Origin of the sequence: Streptomyces sp. V4I2 (assembly GCF_030817655.1) — a bacterium.
GTDB classification, from domain to species: domain Bacteria; phylum Actinomycetota; class Actinomycetes; order Streptomycetales; family Streptomycetaceae; genus Streptomyces; species Streptomyces plumbiresistens.
Genome location: NZ_JAUSZM010000003.1, coordinates 196,057 through 213,846, shown reverse-complemented (window position 1 = coordinate 213,846; position 17,790 = coordinate 196,057). Strand labels below are relative to the sequence as shown.

Here is a 17,790-nt window from a genome sequence, read left to right as displayed (position 1 = left end):
TCCTACCCGACCAGGCCGCGAAGAACGAGTGCGGCCTGGACCAGTACGAAGTCCGCCGTTACGTGGGCTGGTACCGGCACATCACCCTCGCCATGCTCGCGCACGCCTTCCTGGCGGCCACCACGCACCAGATCAGGGAAAAGGGGGCAGAACCGGTGAGACTGCCGGGGCCATCGAGCTCACAGTGGCGGAGGTTCGGCGACTCCTGGCAGCTTGTCGGCCCCGACCCCCGCACCTGCGCGGGCACCGGGGCCGATGCCACGCGATGAACTGGTCGAACTGGCGTCGGCAACGCCAAGCAGTTGCCCGGCGCTGCCATTACCAGCGTCGACGGCACACGTTCGAGGGGCAGCCTCCATAAGGCCACCCCTCACCACTCCAAGACCCGCTACACTCCAGCCGCCCATCCAAACCCCCAGGTCAGACAGCGAAATCCTGCTGGAGTACTAACCGACCTTTCAGCTCATGAGCCCCTGCGTGCAGGCCCTGCTTACATCACGTACAGCTCGCTTCAGCCAGCCGCACACTCTTTGCTCCAACCCGACGATGCTCCAAGGCAGTTGGCGCTACCAGGAAGCCGCACAGCATCCTGCCACCTGAATGCCACGCCGCGCATAGGGATGGCATTTAATTCAGAACCGTCCCACCGCCAAAAACACCAGCACCACGACTGAGACACCTTTAGGCAATCTCTGACCAGGCATTTCTCCCGCGATCCAAACTGATCGCGGCTTCCTCGAGCCGTTTAACTTAATCTGTCCCACGGTTGATGGAGTGGGCGCCACTCACTGCCCATACTTTCCACACCACCGCCGACCAGTGCGACGGTGCCCTGCTTCCTTGGCTCCAACCGCGATTGAACAGGGAATATGAGCCTGACGCGTTGGCGCGCGGAACGGCAAATGAAAGAGTCGGCCCACCAAGTGAGCCGACTCTTTCACTTTCACGAACTGGTTTGATCGAAACGACGACCCTTCCGGATCGAATTCTGACTACGCGGATCTGGGACACCGCCCCCTACACGGGACGGCGCCCTGTCAGTTCGGTGTGAAGGCGTCGACCGCTTCGTCGACGACGAGTCCTGGGACGGCCCCCACCACGGTGGTGGCCGCCACCATGACGGCCCGCCGACATCACCGCCACCTGAGTAGGTGTTTTTCTTCCTCCCTGCTATGACACGACGGAGGCGAGGATGCGATGAACGGTGAACGACACACCATCCTTGCGGCGCTTTTCCGGCCACCGGTTGGAGGTGTAACGCCAGTCCTCCACCGTCCGGCGCTCCACGCCGATGTCGTCCGCGAACATCTGCAACGACTCCGTGACGGTGAACAGGTCGTCCGTGCCGTTCGGCATCGACCCGCCCACCGCCCTCATCGGCTCGATCTCCAACGCCATGTCACCCAGAGCAAATTGAGAGCGGGCGATCTGCGCGATCAGTTCCTTGGCCTGGGTGACGAGCTGTTCGTAACGCTGCCGGGTGACGTTCCCGATCCGGTCGGCCACGTCGGTCATGATGACCACCGTCCTCGCCCGGGTCCGGCCCGGTCACCACGACGGGACCGGTCAGGGGGGCCGGCCCCGGTCACCGTCCACCGTGACGCGCGCGCGACACGCCGGGGCAGGGCGTGAACCAGGGGCGCTCGAAGCGCTCGGTAATCGCTCCCAACTACCCTGCAAAACAAGGGGTGTTCGAGGTGCGCGCGAGGCGTTCGGCTATGGCGTTTCCGTAATGTCGTTCCGCGACGCCCGCCGCTGACGGCAAGCCCGCACCCGGCAACGGTCCGAGCAGTACACCGCAGCCTTCGACCGCTCCACTCCCACCGTCCAAGACCTCCCACAAACCGGGCACTCCGCCTGCTCACCCCGCTGCATCGCCATGACTCGCTGCCGAGTCTGCTGAAGCCTCCGCCCACCGCCGTGACCTGCACTGACCCGAGCAGAACACCGCCTCCGCAGCCATCGTCTGCGGCAGCGGATCACCGCACTCTCGGCAGTACCGCCGAGCCGTCTCACGAGCCCCCACACACCAGATCATCCAGCCGTACCCACCTCACGGCCAGGGATCAAAAACACCTACTGAGCGAGGGTGGTGGTGAGCCCGACGTACTGAAAGCGTCCTTCGGCGTCGTACCTGCCGAGCAGCAGCGTGCGGGGAGCAACCAGGGAACCGGTGATCGCGCCGACGATCGCCTCGCTAGTCTCACGGACCTACTGGTGAAGTAGCAGCATTCCGACGCTGCGCTATTCATGGTCGTTCCTGGCTTCGTGTGCCGCGCTCCCGGGCTGGATGTGATCTCGTCCGGCACATGCGGGGCCGGAGCCGGATCACCGGGGCGCCTTGAGGTAGAAGCAAATCGACTGAAACGGGCTGAGGTTCGATGCACCTGTCGCTCGAAGTGCGTAGAGCGCATACGCCTCAGCGAAACCAGCCGGGACAAACGTAGGCTTCGGACGGGCGAAGCAACCGGGGTCGCCAACCGACTGCCTCGCCGGCCGTCGGCCCGCCTGCTCACTCCGGCGGGCCGGTGGCCGGATCGTGGTGGCGCGCGATCAGGGCCCGGTCTTCCGCCGATATGAGGGCGTGCACCAAGGGTCGGTGGGATGCCAGCGCATGGGACAGTGCATCGAAGACGGTCACCGGCAATGGTTGTGCCCTCTCGCTGTCACCGAACATGAGCTGGATGAGCTGTGCCAGAAACTGCAGGACGTCGTCGTGTGCGTCGCCAGGGACTCGTCCCCTGTCCTGGCCGAAGGCCGTGAGAAGGGCGTGCACGGCCGACACCAGGTTGGGGTGGCGCATGTCCATCAGCAGCCGCGTTCCCTGGAGCGCCCGGTCGTAGAGATCGCCGAGTTCCCTGTCGCTCATGGTCGTGCGATCGGCCAGCAGCAGTTCGAGCAGGTCGTGGGCGAGCGATGAGGCCGGAGCACCGTCGACCGGACTGAACATGGTCACGGCCTGGCCGAGCCACCGGAATACCGGGTCCAGGGCATGCCGCATCACCGAGTCATTGGTTCCGCCGGACACGGCCGTTTTGTGCCACAGCTCGTCCCAGTACGACCGTGACCAGCCTGGGCCTCCGCTGCCTCGCGGGTAGCGGAAGTGCCAGTTCATGTCGAGGGACTGTGGTGGGGTGCCTGGCTCGGAGCGAAGCGATATCTCCAGGGCCCGGCCCTCGCCGTCCCACGTGTGATGCACGTCGAGGGACAGAGCGAAGTCCGTCCATTGGCTCTCGTTCATCGCCGAGCGCCACAGCAGGCAGTGCCGGTGCCAGGCACCCGGCGCGTCCGCGGAGCCCGGGAACAGCTCGGCGGCGGAGCAGCGCTCGGCGAGTAGCACCGTCAGGAGCACGAGGTTGGAACCGTACAGGCCGTGGCGTGTCGTCGTGCGCAGCAGGGCGGGCCGGTAGGCCGGGTGCTGGTCACCGGTGCGCGTCGTGTGCTGGGTCAGAACCTGGATGAGGGTCCGAGTCAGCCGGCGCCGTTCCGCCATGGACAGCCTGCCGGTCAGCGACCGCGCGAAGCGCAGCATCTGCCGGGACGCCAGGGAGGTGTAGGAAAGCAGTGCGTAGGCGAGGTCGTCGTCGATGCGGGTGTCCCCGAGAGAGAGCGCGGGGCGGGGTGCGAGCAGGTCGGTGAGCAGGTGCAGGGTGAGGCGTACGGCCAGATACTCGCCGAAGGTCGCGTGCAGGAACTCGTAGGTGGCGAGTACCTGGCCGTCCCGCACTGACTGGGCTCGCTGGACGAAGAAGAAGCGGCCGAGCGCCGTTTCGGCGGCGGTGAGCGGGGTGCGGAACCCCGGTGGCCGCACCGGCTGCCTGCCCAGTACGGCGGTGAGGTCCTGCTCGAGTTCGTCGGCCGACACCCACTGGCGACCCCGGTTCAGCTGGGCGAAGGCCACGAGCGACAGGCGCTGCAGTTCCTGCTCGACGAGGGCGGCCGTGTCCTCGTCGGAGACGGCGTGGAGTGTCGTCTTGCCGACCTCGCGCCGGGCGAAGGAGGACAGCAGCTGCTCGTACAACTCGGTGACGTCGAAGTCGTCGTCGGCGCGCCGCAGAGCACCCTCGGCAGCGTCGTACAGCGCGAGCATCGTCAACAGCAGGGGCTGAGAGGCGAGTTCGGCGTGCCGTTCGAGGTGCTGCCAAGTGAGCGGGCCGCGGCCGTGCGCCGAGAGTCCGGCCATGTTGGCCTCGTTCCACACGGCCAGCCAGATCGTGATCTGCTCGGCGCGGAAGGGCTCCAGGCGCAGGACGACCATGCCGGTGGGGTATCGGGCGCGGTCGGCCACGGAGGTCCGGCTCGTCACCAAGGCCAGCACGGGCCGCCCCTGATCCGCCTCACGCCGCTGGAACTGGGACACGCGCTCCAGGAAGTTGGTTTGGTGGACGCCGGTCGTCTGCAGCAACTCATCGAAGCCGTCCAGGAGCAGAACAGGAGTACTGCCACCTGCCGCGCGCACCAGTTCCGGCCAGCTGACCCGTTCGCCGGTGGAGGCGCGGATCGCCTGTTCGATCTGGTTCTGCAGTTCGTCCTCCACCCGGACGTCCCGCAGCGGCACGCGCACGGGGAGAAAACCGACGGAGGGGAGCCGTGCGGCGAGCACCCGGGTGAGGACGGATTTGCCGGCACCGGGCTGGCCCAGGATCAGCAGGGGCGCCTCGGCGAGCTGAGGAGAGGTGAGGGCCCCGGCAAGGTAGCGGGTGAGGTCTCGGCGGAGGGGCAGTCGCCCCCACCACTCGTGGTCGGCCGGTGCGGCCTGCCCGGAAACGGCACTGACGCGGAAGTCCGGGTCGAGGTAGAGGCCCTGAAGGGTGGGAATCCTAATGCCGTCCGGCGCCGACGCGGCGTCCAGCACAGGGTGCGCGAGCGCCGCCCGGTGAGCGCGCGCCAGCGCGGAGGCCACGTCGACCGGCGGGCGCAGCGCCTCGGTGGTGCGGGTGAGGAGAGTCTCGATCCCGGACAGGGCACGGCCGACGTCTGTGTGGATCGCCTGCTGCGCCACATGTGTGACCCAGAAACCGAATTCGGGTGCCTCCTTGGCGAGCTCGACGTACAGGCTCTGGTATCGGTCATGCGCCGCGCGCGGCAGGTCATCCATGAGAGCCGCATGGGCCCGAAGGCGCCGCAACGCGTCCATGTGCTCCCAAAGAGCAAGGCCTTCGAGGAAGGCGTAGAACCTGCGGGCGTAGTCCGCGTAACTCGCGAGCAGCATCGCGGTGAGCGCCGAGGCCGGTATGTGCGGTGCCGGGCAAGGCAGGTCCGTGGCGAGCAGCAGCGATATCAGGTCCGGCGTCTGCGGGGTCGAGCCCGATTCGGTCCGGGCGAGGGCGAGTTGCTCGTCCCGGGTCAACCGCACCTCGGCGAGGGTGAACGGAAGCTCCAACTCCTCCATCGCCTCGAAGAAGGCCACCACGACGATGACCGTGTGCGCCGCGCGCAGCACATCGGTCCGCTCCGCACGCCCCTGGGCACGGTCCAGACGGGCGCCGACGCCGCGGATCGCGTCGCGTCCGAGGCCGAGGAGGCGTCCGTTGGCGTCGGCCATGCCGATCACCGTGCCGCTGACCCCGGCGGTCGCCAGATTCAACGCCCCACCGAGCGCCCGATCCAACGCCGCCAGCCGCGGCGGATCGGCACCGAGAAGCACCAGAGCGTCGGCGAACGCCAGGAGTCTGCGTGCCACCATGTCCCCCACTCCCGCATCTCTACAGGCCCGGCCGAAGCCGACGCTACCGCGCGCTGGTAGTCCCGTCGGTATGATTCGAAGGACGCGGAGGACCGCGAAGCCGGGTGATCAGCATTGGCTGCGGCGGCGTCCATGTCATGCGGTGCCATCGGCAAGCGCGTCACCCTGGTCCACCCGAACGCCGCAGGACACGAAAACACCGCCAACCGGGTCGAACGAGCCATCCGCATCGCCCTCCTGAACTAACCGACCGTCCAGTTGCTGAGCAGGGCGAGGTTCTCATCGCGTGGCGGAAGTAGGCCTGCGGTGGTGAGCAGGCTGCGGACGTAGGTGGTGGCGTGTCCTTGGGGCAGCGCGTCCAGGGCCGCGTGGTCGAGTTCGCCGGGCGCGGTTACCAGATGGCCCAGGAGGCGCGCGGCGGGGCTTCGGCGCAGCCAGGCCAGGACGGGGTAGGGGTTGGGAGCGTCGCTGAGTACATCGGCGAGCCGTATTCCTCGTCTACGTCCAGCCCGAACAGCGCGCCGCCCTCCGTGCGGCACGCCAGCAACGTCGCGATCGGGCGCGCACTGGAGCATGAAGCGCCACGGGCACCGCGGTCCCGGATGCTGCGCCCATGCGGCCACCGCAGCGACTTCGCGAACAAGCGTCAGATGAGTGGCCGGGTGCGCTGAAGGTTCAGCAGCGTGGGCGGCAGGCCAAGGTCACTCATCGCCTTCTCAATGGTTGGCTTCATGGGGTTGCCCACCAGCAGCGGGCTGATGGCTGCTGCCGCCTGAAGCAAGGCCACGGGAATCCACAGCCGCTCGGCGGTGATATCGGCCTCACCACCCTTGGGCTCCGTGGTGAACTTCAACTTGCCGTCGTCCACGATCAGGAAGGCGTCAGCAGTCGCGCCCGTTGTGTGCGAGTAGGCCGACTGGTGCCGGTAGACCGGATAGACGTCGGCAGTGCCGTACGCCTTGACCATGGTGTCGAAGTTCTTGAGCTCGCCGACCAGCCGCCTGTGGATCTGCTCGCTCTCAGGGTTGGCAAACACGATCGGGTCTTCTGAAGGCGCGGGAGCCGGCTCCGGAAGATTCCAGGTCTCGTTCACGTTCTGGGCGAGCTTCCGACGGTGCTCGTTCCAGTAATCGGTGAGCGCCACGACGGCTGGCTCGCCACTGTCTGCCAGCCAGTTCATCGCGTAGGAGTGTCCCAGCAGATTCCGCATCAGGGGCGCCGCCTCCACGGTGTACCCCTGGTCGTACAGGGATACCAGTGCCTGCGCCGTCCGGTTCGTGAACTGCCACCAGCCCATGAGCGGCCGGACGACATCCTGATGCTCGAACAGCACCCGCACACCCTGGCTGGTTACCTGCTCAGCCGCTCGCAGAATCACCGGCACTACCGCCCGGCAGCGCCGTAGGCACTGCTCATTGGGCCCGAACTTGTAGACCATGATGAGCAACCTACCGATGAATCCCACGCATGAACGAGCGATATTTGCTGGTCACGGGGCGGCACCAGATCACGGCGCCGCCCTTCGCTACATCGCCCAGCCGATGCCCAGCTTGCGCAGGGCGTCCAGTTGCTCCTGAGTGAGCCGGTCCCGCCTCGATTTGGTGTTCGATATTCATACACCCAGGTTCACGGCCACCGGCGCCAGGCTTAAGGCTTGATGTCCTCTTCCTCGCCATCGGACTGTTCATGCTCAGAATGGGGCTGGGGCCACTGCCGCGAGTTGATCCGGTGAGCCAGCAGAGGCCAGTCGGCGATGCTTTGCTTGGAGAGGGAACGCAGACCACGATGCCTCTCGAGCTGTGAGACGAGACTTGTCCCTGAGGGCAGGCCGGCCTCAAGGAACAGGCGAAGCGTGATGACGGCCTCGGTCAGACGCAGTGCTCCCACAAGCGCTCCGGGATCCTCATGAACACCATCGGGAGCCGCGAACCAATGACTTAGAACGTTCCGGAGGCGAGCGGTTACGTAGGCCCAAGGGCGGACGTTGCCGTCGAAGAGCCAGTCGCAGACTTCCGAGCCAAGCACTTCCGCCAGCGCGAGGAGACGGTTCTCCAAACTAGTTTCTGTGAACTTGACCGCGTCGCGTACGGTGCGGCGTTCTTCGGCGCTGAATCCGCCGAAGTCTTTCAGGGCCTCACGCACGCGTTCAGCGAAGGGATACTCCGCTGGTTCTGCATGCAAAGACCGGTGCAGTGTCTCTGCTGCGTTCACGACATCCAAGAACTGCAACTGCAGAGATCCCGAGCGCTGGCGGGGCTCTACCGCGTCAAGCGGGACAGAGCAGCGCCGGGCCACCTCCAACCACGCAGGGATGAACGAAGGCACATCCGGCAACGCAGGGGACAGGGGAAGCGGGGCCGGAAGCGTCGAAGGGAGCTCTTCGGGCTCTGCACTATCCTGAGGGTCAACCTCGAAAGAGCGCGACGGTCTCCCATCCGGATCGGGACTGAGGGGGTTGACGCGCAGGTTGAAGACGCTGACAGGCTCGTCGACTCCGATGGCGACCAGGGCTCTCAATGGCTCCACCGTGTCCTTCGCCAGGTCTTCCAAGGTGAATCCGGTCGACTTCTCAACCCAGACCACAACTCGTTCACGCAGTGAGCGCACGCGACGCCCGTGGCGGGGCATTCCCCGTACGCCGATGGTGATCTCGCCATCCTGGAGCGGCACGCTCACATCATCGGGCTGCTCGTAGGCCCCTGAGCGTGCCTGCGGACCCCGCAACCCGCTCGGGGGCCACCATGCTGGCAGACCGGTGATCTCAAAACTGGCGCTGCGGAAAGGCGTTGCCTCCGTGACAGTGCCTCCGCGAACAACGCTTTCGACACGCCACGTGGTGAGCCATTGATCGCTTACGTCCTCGGGAACTCCGGTTCCTCGCGAATTCAGCACATCGCGCAGGTAGCACTCCATGAGCGTGTAGAGGACGCCTCGGCAAGCTCCCCAAATAGTCTGGGGCGGTACGAGATGAAGACTGTCTTCACCGCTCGGGTCGGTGCTCAGAGCACCGATGAGATCCAAGCGCCATCCGTCTTCGACCCGAGTCAGCGTCCCCGGGACCCGCTGGTCCGGAGTACCTGGGGTCCACCACATGCCCTGAATCTGCTCACTCACACTTCCCCCTGTCACAGCCCAGTCGCAGTTTAGGGATGGTTGAGCCTCCTGGCCCGGAGCAGAGCAGAGGCAGCGCCAGGGCATTCGAGTCTCCGAGACCATGGCAGTGTGACGTCTTCACCGGGACTCCGCGCCTCGACCAGCTCAGGGTCCGGTGGGGGAACGTTCAGTGGTCGGCTCAGTACGGCCATGGGGACCAGCGGTACAGCCGTTGGCGCTAAGCACTTGATCACAGCCACTAGCTGCGGACCTCCGCGTTCGGATGAGGCTGGGACTGGAGCCGTTCGCGGAGGTCGATCTCCTCGGAGGTGAGCGGGTCCTCGGGCCGGCGGATGCGGACGGGCTTCGGCCTGAGCGGCAGGCCGTCGTCCGCTGCGGCGGCTTCGGCCTCCGCGAGCGCCCGGTAGAGCGAGGCGACCGAGGGGTGTTTGCCCGCGTTCTTCCCGACTTTGATGGCGAGCTTCTTGACGATCTCGGGGACAGGGACGCCCTTGTCCTTGAGCGCGACGGCGAAGGTGAGCATGTCGTCGTCGATGACCTTCGGCCGTCCGCCGTGGTTGCCCTTGGACGCGGCGATGACCTGGCCCTCCAGGGTCTTCTCCCGGATGTAGTTGCGTTCGATCTGCCCGGCGACGGCGAGCACGGCGAAGAACATGGCGCCCATGCCGTCGGGGTCGTAGATTCCGGTGAGCGGGCCGGTGAGGAGTTCGAGCTGGATGCCGCCGGCCTGCAGCTCGGCGGACAGCGTCATCAACTCGGCCGCGTTCCTCGCCAGACGCTTCAGCTCGTGCACCGTGAAGATCACCGGCGTCTCAGGTGCGGCCTCCTTGAACTGGCGCGCCAGCGCGAGTGCGGCCTCCAGCTCGGGACGGACCTTGATGCGGGTGCTGATCTGCTCCTTGAAGACCTTGTGGCACTCCGCTCGGTGGAGGGCTTCGAGCTGGCTCGCCAGCTCCTGGCGGGCGGTCGACGTACGGGCGTACCCGATTCGTACCGGCCGCGCGGCGCGGGGCGCGGGCACCACCGCGAGCGCGACGCCCTGCTTCCACGCGCGGCCGGGGAGCCGGTCGACGGGGACGGGGATCTCCAGTTCCTCACGGAGCGCGGGGACCAGAACGAAGCGCGGGGTGTGGTACTTCGCGGCGGTCTTCCCGCCCCGGGTGCGACAGGCACTGCCGGCGGGCACGTCACAGTTCGGGCAGTCGTGACGTTCTACCGCCAATGCGGCCTGATCGGGCGTGAGTGGGCGGTTCGTGAGTCTTTGAGGGGATCTGCTGTCGCCTGATGGTGTGGCGGCGGGGCGGAATCTGCCGGTCCGCGGTTGTTGATCTGGTGATGTGACCGGGTGAGTGAACGCAAGCCGTACCCAAGCGACTTATCGGACGAGCAGTGGGCGTTGATCGAGCCGGTGATCACCGCATGGAAGGACCGACACCGCTCGGTCAGCGGCCACCAGGGCGCCTACGACATGCGGGAGATCGTGAACGCGATCCTCTACCAGGGCCGGACCGGCTGCCAGTGGGCCTATCTCCCGCACGACCTGCCGCAGAAGAGCGCGACCTACTACTACTTCGCCGCCTGGCGGGACGACGGAACCGACCAGGTCATCCACGAACTCCTGCGCTGCCAGGTACGTGAACGCGCCCGCCGATTAGAGGACCCGACCCTGGTGGTCCTGGACACCCAGAGTGTCCACGCGGCCGCCGGGGTCCCCGCCGCCACGACCGGCCGGGATCCGGCCAAGCGGGTGCCCGGCCGCAAACGCGGACTGGCCGTGGACGTCCTCGGCCTGGTCATCACAGTCGTCGTCCTCGCCGCGAACACCCACGACAACGCCGCGGGCATCATCCTGCTGGACCAGGTCGCCGAGCACGCCGGCGACACCGTCCGCAAAGCCCTGGTCGACCAGGGCTTCAAGAACCAGGTCGTGATGCACGGCGCCGGCCTGGGAATTGACGTCGAGATCGTCGCACGCAACCCGCAGGACAAGGGGTTCGTGCCGCAGCCGAAGCGGTGGAGGGTCGAGCAGACCTACGGGATCCTGATACTGCACCGGCGCCTGGTCCGCGACTACGAGCACCGCCCCTCCTCCTCCGCCTCCCGCGTCTACTGGGCTATGACTCATGTCATGACCCGACGCCTCACCGGCGCGAACGCCCCCACCTGGCGCGAAGAACAGGCGGTGGCAGCGTGAACATCCAGCCCCTGCTCGATGCCCTGGACCTCCAGGAAGACGCCGCCCGGGCCCTGGCCGACGACCTTCGCACGCAGATCGACGGCCTGCAGACCCGGTTGCGGGAGGCCGGGATGCACCTGGAGCACCTCACGATCAACCGCAAGACCGTCACCGGCCTCGCCGACCGGCTCCCGGCCCTCGCGCCAGACCTGCCCGAGCACCCGGACTACCCCCGCATCCTCGCCGCCATCAACCACGCGACCGGGCCGCTACGGGCCAAGGACGTCTGCGAAGCCCTCGGCCACGAACTGCTGCCGAAGAACGTCGAAGGTACCCGCGCCAAGCTGAAGCGACTGGTCAAACTCGGCATCCTCACCGAGGCCGACACCGGCAACTTCGCCAGGAAGCAATAGCCGACGGAACCTCCACCAGCGTCCTTGCTCCCATTTCAGCCAGAAACAGACATTGCCTTACGAACCGGCCACTGAGATCCATGGCGGCAGTCTCGCAGAAGTGCCTCGCACAACACGTTGGTTTCGAGAGGACTTTTGCGAGCGGCGACCTGCGAAGACGTGATCGCCCCCGGGGCTCTCGCAGAACTCTCACAGATGTTCATTTGTGAGAATGAGGCCGAGGGCATCACCCTACGGGGCCTGGTAGTTGTGTAGGACACGGAGCAACCCCGCCCGGACGCCGTCTTCGAGGCCTCACGGGCGTGCCCGCCCCGCGGGCCGATGCCGTCGCCGTCGCCGTCGCCGAGCAGACGAACATGGCTTTGCGCTCCCAGTCATCCCCAGGAGCGCCAAGCCATATTGCAGGGCGAGCTTTGTGTGTTCTGACAGGCGATGTTGTGACACACGAGGTGAACCGTACGGGGTTCAGTGCTGCACCTGACTCCAAGTCGCGATTCCGCCGCCGGTGTTCATCGCAGGGTGAGCGGGGTCTCGGCTTGGACGCGGGACAGTTTCTCCGGGTTGCGGACGTAGTAGAGGCCGGTGATGCGGGCGTCCTCAGCATGTATCGCGATGACGCCGTCGATCTCGCCGTCCAGGCGTACGAGGAGTGCCGGGCTGCCGTTGACCACGGTGGGGCTGAGGGCGATGACCGTGATTCCGGCCCTGCCGGTCATGCCGGCGAAGAGGCGGGCCACCTTGTCGGCGCCGATGACCGGCCGCACCGCAGCGTGCTTGACGCCGCCGCCGTCGCCCATATAGACGACCTCAGGGGCGAGGACGTCGAGGAGGCCCTGAAGATCTCCGGTTTCAAACGCGCGCTGGAACGACTCCAGGGCCACCCGGGTCTGGCTCGGGGAGACCGCCTGGCGAGGGCGGCGGGCATCGACGTGCCGACGGGCGCGGTGCGCGATCTGGCGGACGGCGGCGGGGCTCTTGTCGACGGCGGCGGCGATCTCGTCGTAGCCGATATCGAAGGCCTCGCGCAGTACGAAGACGGCGCGCTCGGTCGGCGACAGCGTCTCCAGGACGAGCATCATGGCCATCGACACGCTCTCGGCGAGCTCCACGTCGTCGGCCACGTCCGGCGCGGTGAGCAGCGGCTCGGGCAGCCAGGGGCCGACGTACGCCTCCTTGCGGCGCTTCATGGTGCGCAGCCGGTTGAGTGACTGCCGGGTCGTGATCCTGACCAGGTAGGCGCGCTGGTCGAGCACCTGCTCCAGGTCGACCTTGACCCATCGCAGCCAGGTTTCCTGTAGGACGTCTTCGGCGTCGGACGCCGATCCGAGCATCTCGTAGGCGACGGTGAAGAGGAGGTTGCGGTGGGCGACGAAGGCCTCGGTTGCCGGGTCCGTGGCGTGGTCGCTCATATCTCAAACCTTCTCGTTCGCTGCCGGGCATGGTTGCCGAAGGCCTTCAAGCGTGCATCCACAACAAGGTCCCTTTCGTTGGCAGCCGTTCGGTCCGACCCACCTGTTCGGTGCGGTCGCGAGTGGGACTCCACCCGGCGCACGGCTGTGGAACGCCAAGTTGATCATGATCCGTTGCTGAAAGGGCCGCTGATGAGCGCGTGCGTGCAGCGGCGCCCGCGATATGGGCGTCGCCGCACGATATGCACGCCGGATCCGTTTCGGTCGGACCGGACCGGATCGACCACGAGCGCCCGGCTAGGCGGCCCGTTGAGCGGTGGCCGGGGCCTCCCCGTGCTTGGCCTCCAGCGCCTCCTGGCGCCCGGCGCCTCCCTTCATGCGGTGCAGGCTGTACCCGCCGGGCTTGTGCGCCTCATCGGCCAGGTGCTTCACGATGCCCTTGCACACGGCCTCCTTCATCTTCGCGCCGAGGCGGCCGTCGATGTGGAACCACACCGCGACGTCGGACCGGTTGCCGAACTGGAAGATCCCGGTGCGTCGGCCCAGGCTGATGCACTGCGCTCCGAACGACTGGTTGAGCGTCTCGGGCTGCTCACCCGCGATCAGGCTGAGCACCGTGTCGGCGGCGCGCGCGCCCAGAGGCATCGCAGCCTGGCAGCTCATCCGCAGCGCCAGGCCCGACGGCGCCGCCGAGTCCCCGGCCGCGACGATGCGGTCGTCATCCACGCTCGTCAGCGTCTCGTCCGCGAGCAGCCGGCCCAGGGCGTCGGTGCTCAGCCCGCTGCGCGCGGCCAGGTCCGGCACGGCGAAGCCGGCGGTCCAGATGGTCACCGCGCTCGGCAGCTCGCGGCCGTCGGCGAGCCGCACGGCATCGCGGGTCACCGCCGTCACCTTGGCGTCGGAGCCGTCGAGCACGGTCACTCCGAGTGCCGCAAGCCGCCCGGCCACCGAACGCCGGCCCCGGGTGTGGAGGTACGGGCCGAGCACGCCGCCGCAGACCAGGGTGACGGTACGGCCCTGCTCGGCCAGTTCGGCGGCGGTCTCGATGCCGGTGGGCCCGGCTCCGACCACCGTCACCGCGGCCGTCGTGGGCGCGGAGTCGAGGACCGGCCGCAGCCGCTCCGCCTCCTCCAGGGTGGCGATCGGGTAGGCGAACTCGCCCGCTCCGGGCACACGCGGGTCAGCGCTGCCGCTGCCCACCGCGTAGACCAGGTAGTCGTAGCCCACCGTGCCGCCCGACGCCAGCGCCACGCTACGGTCGGCCGCGTCGATCCGCGCCACGGTGTCGACCACCAGCCGGACGCCCTCGGCCAGGACCTCCCGGTAGTCCACGACCCCGCCGTCGGACCCGCCCACCAGCTGGTGCAGACGGACGCGATGGACAAAAGTCGCACGCGGGTTGATCAGGGTCACGGTCACGTCGTCGCGCTGCGTCAAACGATTCGCCGCCATGACGCCGGCGTACCCGCCACCGATCACAACCACATCCGTGTTCTCAGCCATGATGTCTCCCTCGTTTCCAGCGGTTCGAGCACAAGACACCGCCTAATCGATCCCTGTGACAGCGTGTGAGTCAGATCACTTCGCAGGCGTGGCCGTCTGGACGGATTCCGGCCCGACCGCCGGGACGCCACCGGCGCCATCATCTGCTTGGCCGGTGCCGCCGTCGCGAAGCTGGTGAGGACCGATGGCCGGCCGAGAACAGAGGCGAGGCCCCGACGGCGCCGCTCAGCCGGTACCTGGACCGCAGCGTCAGGGTCACCCGGATCCCGTCCCAGCCATAGCCCGTTCAGTCCTCGCGGCCGTCGTCATCGTCGTCCAGCTCGACCGCGTTCGGGTCGCGCAGCGGCCGCAGCCCCTCGCGCGGGACGGAGGCGGTGAAGCTGTAGCGGCCCAGTACGTTGAGGTTGCGGTGCTTGAGCGGGGACAGCCGGGCGATGTCCTCGTCCCGGATCTCGTGGCCCTCGGCGCGGAGCTGGGCGACCGCGGCGTCGATGTACCGGGTCGTCCAGAGCACGACGGCGTTCAAGACCAGGCCGAGGGCGCCGAGCTGGTCCTCCATCCCGTCCCGGTACGCCTGGTGGATGGTGCCCTTCTTGCCGTGGCAGATGTCGCGGGCGAGCTTGTGCCGGGACTCCTGGACAGTGAGCTGCTTGTGCATCTGCCGCCGGTAGGTGTCGTCCACCGGGTCTACCACCGCCAGGAGGTGGAGGGTCTTGGCGATCCGCCCGTATTCGGCGAACGCCTGCCCCAAGGGCGTGGGGTGGCCCTCGCGGCCGAACATCCGCAGCAGGTCGTAGGCCCTGACCTGGTTGGTAACCAGGGAGCCCGCCACCCGAAGCATGTCCGGCCAGGCCGTGAGCACCTTCTTCACGTTGACCTTGTTGCGGGCGAGGGCCTCCAGCGGCCCGTACCCGCCGGCCGTCTCGGCTCCGGGCATTGCCGCCTTCCAGAACCTCTGGTCTTCGAGGTCTTTGAAGCGCGGGGAGAAGCGGTAGCCGAGCATCTTGAAGATGCCGAAGACCATGTCGGAGTAGCTTGCGTTGTCGGTGGCGACCATCTCCGGCTTCACTCCGCCGTCGAGGTTCAGCAGGGCGTCCAGGATGAACAGGGAGTCGCGCGGGGTGCCGGGCACCACCATCTGCCCGATACCGATGACCTGGTCGTTGATGGCGTTCAGCCAGGTGATGCCCCTCTTCTTCGCGAAGTACTTGGGACTGGGGGCGGCGTTGATGGTGCGGACAGGGACGACGAAGCGCAGGCCGTCGACGGAGGCGAGCAGTCCCTTGCCCCAGTGCTGGACGATCGGCACCCGGGCCTGGGCCTCGATCAGCGCGGCGTTCGCCGCGGCGATGGTGTCGGCGCGCAGGTAGTACTGGTCGACGTGGACGAGCCGGGCCCGGGTGAGCGCCTCATAGTTCGGGTTGATGACCGGGGTCATGCCGATGTTGCACGCCTCGCTCACGAGCAACGCGACGACCGAGGTGGCCAGGTCCTTCATGCGGGTCCTGCCGTCGCCCAGGTGCACGAAAGCGTCCAGGAACCCAGTCCAGGCGTGCACCTCGAACAACAGGTCCGGCAGGTCGATCTTCGGGAGCATCTTCTCGACCCGGCCACGCAGCCACACCAAGGACTTCGGCTCTTCGAGCGCGTGGAGCTTCTCCACGTTCAGCTTCGCCCGACCGTTGGGCTGGACCTCGATGCTGATCTTCGCGTCCATGCCGGCCTCCTCCAGGCGCTCGGCCATCTGCTTCCACGTCGCGTCCAGGACCGCCGTCAGCTCCCGCAGGTGCTCCTCGGCGTCCTCCTCCAGACTCAGCCCCGCCAGGACGTCCTCGCGGACTGCCTCCCAACCCTTGCCGTCCAGCAGGCGGGCGCGCGGGTCGGACCAGCGGTGCGAAGGGGAGGCGAAGATGTCGCGGCGCTTGAGCGCGCGGAACAGCTGCTCCAGCACGCACACCACGTACGCGTCGCGGTCGACCGCTCCCTGCGGCAGCTCGGCGTTGGCGTACACCGCCTTGCGCCAGTGCCCCGGCACCAGCTTGTCGTCGACCTCCCGCGGCAGCAGCGGCTTCTCGCCCACCTTCGGCCGCGACAGCGCCGGCAGCCTCTGCACCCCGGCCAGGATGCGGGCTCCGCCGGTCGCGGCCCCCAGCGCCTTCGACTCGCCCAGCAGCGACAGGAACGGCTTGACGGTGTTGTAGCGCAGCGCCAGCGCCCCGCGCAGCGCACTGTCGGCCGTACCGTCGTCCTCCGGGACCAGGCTCACCACCACGGTGGCCGCGCTGGACAGTGCCGCCCGGGGTGCGACCTCCTCCAGCGCCGCCCACAGGGCGGCCACGTCCACCTCGCAGCCGCTCTGCTCGATGAGCTCCAGCTCCTCGATGAACACCGTCGCCGCCCTGGCGACGAGCCGCGATGCCTTCTCCAGCTGCGGCAGCGTGGACAGGCGCCGTTTGTCGGTGGACCGCTTCGCGGTGCTGATGAGCCTCGTGGCCATCAGGATCTCGAACAGGTCCAGGGCGTCGTCGATCGCCTTGGCCTCCAGGTGGCGCATCACTGCGGTGAGCATCGCCGTGCGCTTCGGCTCCGGGGTCCGCTCTAGCTTCGGCGCCTTGGTGCCCAGCCCGTAGCGGGCCAGCGCGGACAGCCGGTTCGGCGGGATCTGCTCCAGCTTCAGGCGGCCCAGCTGGAAGGCGGCGATGTCCTCGACCCGCTGCAACGCGCCCTTCATAGCGGTACCCGTGGTTCGCGTCGGCGGCTGGCGCATCCGCTCCAGCTCCGAGTACCGCCTGCCCTCCGGCGTCTTCAGCGTGGCGACCAGATCGCCGGGCAGCGCCGGGTCCGCCCGGCGGGCGGCTTTCGCGACCGTGGTGTGCAGCCGCTTCTCCGCGATGGCGCGGACCTCGGAGACCTGCCGGGCGAGCACGCTCACCCCCGGCAACAGCACCCGGTGCCGGCGCAGCCAGCCCACCGAGTGATCGAACAATGCTTTCGGCCCCTCGGCGTGCGCCGTCCACGCCCGGCCATGTAGGAATGCGCGGAATCTCCGGCCCTGAGCGTGGTCCTCGAACGGGTGGTAGCCGTACGCATCGCGGATCTCCCACGCGTGCTCGTACGCCGTCTTCAACCGCTCGGTGTACTCCTTGACGCAGGAGACGTCCTCGATCCCCAGTTGCGCGGCCAGGTGCTCTACCACCGGCCACGGCACGGCCAGAGGGTCCTCCAGGAACAGCCCGATGTAGCGTTCTGTGCACATCTGAAGGGCGAAGCCGAGCCGGTTGTGGTCACCACGCCGCTTCGCGATCAGCTTCCGGTCCTCGTCGTCGAGGAAGAAGAACCGCTCCAGCTCGGGCCTCGTCGGCTCCTCGGCGAACTTCCCGTACGCCTCGGCCTGCTCATCAGTCAGAAATTCCACCGGCATGCGGCGGACGGTAGTCAGCCCCCGCCAGCGGTCGAGGATCTTCCGCAGAACCCCCGCAGCAGGCCGAT

General features: G+C 67.6%; 11 protein-coding genes and 2 pseudogenes. 3 read left to right on the top strand and 10 right to left on the bottom strand.

The genetic code is table 11. The annotated features are described in order from the left end of the window. Positions 1-11: 11 nt before the first annotated feature. Positions 12-269, top strand: a pseudogene (locus QFZ76_RS01660) (hypothetical protein); the annotation flags it as partial. A 901-nt stretch (positions 270-1,170) separates the two neighbouring features. Here the strand turns inward: QFZ76_RS01660 and QFZ76_RS01655 are convergent. The 7 genes and pseudogenes from QFZ76_RS01655 to QFZ76_RS01630 all read right to left on the bottom strand — a co-directional run bounded on the left by QFZ76_RS01655 (position 1,171) and on the right by QFZ76_RS01630 (position 9,986). Next, positions 1,171-1,515 carry a hypothetical protein gene (locus tag QFZ76_RS01655; RefSeq protein WP_307671995.1) on the bottom strand — a complete coding sequence of 115 codons (345 nt, stop codon included), beginning with the start codon at positions 1,513-1,515 and terminating at the stop codon, positions 1,171-1,173. Between the two features lie 997 nt (positions 1,516-2,512). Beyond that, positions 2,513-5,686: an NACHT domain-containing NTPase gene (locus QFZ76_RS01650; protein WP_307671994.1), complete on the bottom strand. Its 3,174-nt coding sequence runs from the start codon at positions 5,684-5,686 to the stop codon at positions 2,513-2,515. Positions 5,687-5,928: 242 nt separating this feature from the next. Beyond that, positions 5,929-6,225 carry a hypothetical protein gene (locus QFZ76_RS01645; protein ID WP_307671993.1) on the bottom strand — a complete coding sequence of 99 codons (297 nt, stop codon included), beginning with the start codon at positions 6,223-6,225 and terminating at the stop codon, positions 5,929-5,931. A 107-nt stretch (positions 6,226-6,332) separates the two neighbouring features. Further along, entirely contained in the window at positions 6,333-7,124 is a 792-nt protein-coding gene (locus QFZ76_RS01640; RefSeq protein WP_307671992.1) for a DUF5677 domain-containing protein, read from the bottom strand. A gap of 87 nt (positions 7,125-7,211) precedes the next feature. Continuing rightward, positions 7,212-7,325 (bottom strand): annotated as a pseudogene (locus QFZ76_RS51600) (helicase); the annotation flags it as partial. 8 nt (positions 7,326-7,333) lie between these two features. Then, complete coding sequence (locus QFZ76_RS01635) at positions 7,334-8,779, bottom strand: HEPN domain-containing protein (protein WP_307679897.1); 1,446 nt, start codon at positions 8,777-8,779, stop codon at positions 7,334-7,336. A gap of 259 nt (positions 8,780-9,038) precedes the next feature. Beyond that, a complete protein-coding gene (locus QFZ76_RS01630) occupies positions 9,039-9,986 on the bottom strand; it encodes a recombinase family protein (RefSeq protein ID WP_307671991.1) in 948 nt (315 codons plus the stop codon). Between the two features lie 159 nt (positions 9,987-10,145). Between QFZ76_RS01630 and QFZ76_RS01625 the strand changes: the two genes are divergently transcribed. Both QFZ76_RS01625 and QFZ76_RS01620 read left to right on the top strand, forming a co-directional pair. Then, positions 10,146-10,994, top strand: coding sequence for an IS5 family transposase (locus tag QFZ76_RS01625; protein ID WP_307671990.1), 849 nt, complete (start codon positions 10,146-10,148; stop codon positions 10,992-10,994). Continuing rightward, a complete protein-coding gene (locus QFZ76_RS01620) occupies positions 10,991-11,389 on the top strand; it encodes a hypothetical protein (protein ID WP_307671989.1) in 399 nt (132 codons plus the stop codon). Before QFZ76_RS01625 ends, QFZ76_RS01620 begins: the two co-directional genes overlap by 4 nt. 509 nt (positions 11,390-11,898) lie before the next feature. Here QFZ76_RS01620 and QFZ76_RS01615 read toward each other — a convergent pair. The 3 genes from QFZ76_RS01615 to QFZ76_RS01605 all read right to left on the bottom strand — a co-directional run bounded on the left by QFZ76_RS01615 (position 11,899) and on the right by QFZ76_RS01605 (position 17,722). Beyond that, the gene (locus tag QFZ76_RS01615) at positions 11,899-12,798 is read right to left on the bottom strand and encodes an RNA polymerase sigma-70 factor (protein WP_307671988.1); all 900 of its coding nucleotides are present in this window, start codon (positions 12,796-12,798) and stop codon (positions 11,899-11,901) included. Between the two features lie 297 nt (positions 12,799-13,095). After that, positions 13,096-14,301, bottom strand: a complete 1,206-nt coding sequence (locus QFZ76_RS01610; protein WP_307671987.1) for an NAD(P)/FAD-dependent oxidoreductase — start codon at positions 14,299-14,301, stop codon at positions 13,096-13,098. 286 nt (positions 14,302-14,587) lie between these two features. Beyond that, positions 14,588-17,722: a Tn3 family transposase gene (locus QFZ76_RS01605; RefSeq protein ID WP_307671986.1), complete on the bottom strand. Its 3,135-nt coding sequence runs from the start codon at positions 17,720-17,722 to the stop codon at positions 14,588-14,590. Positions 17,723-17,790: the final 68 nt, after the last annotated feature.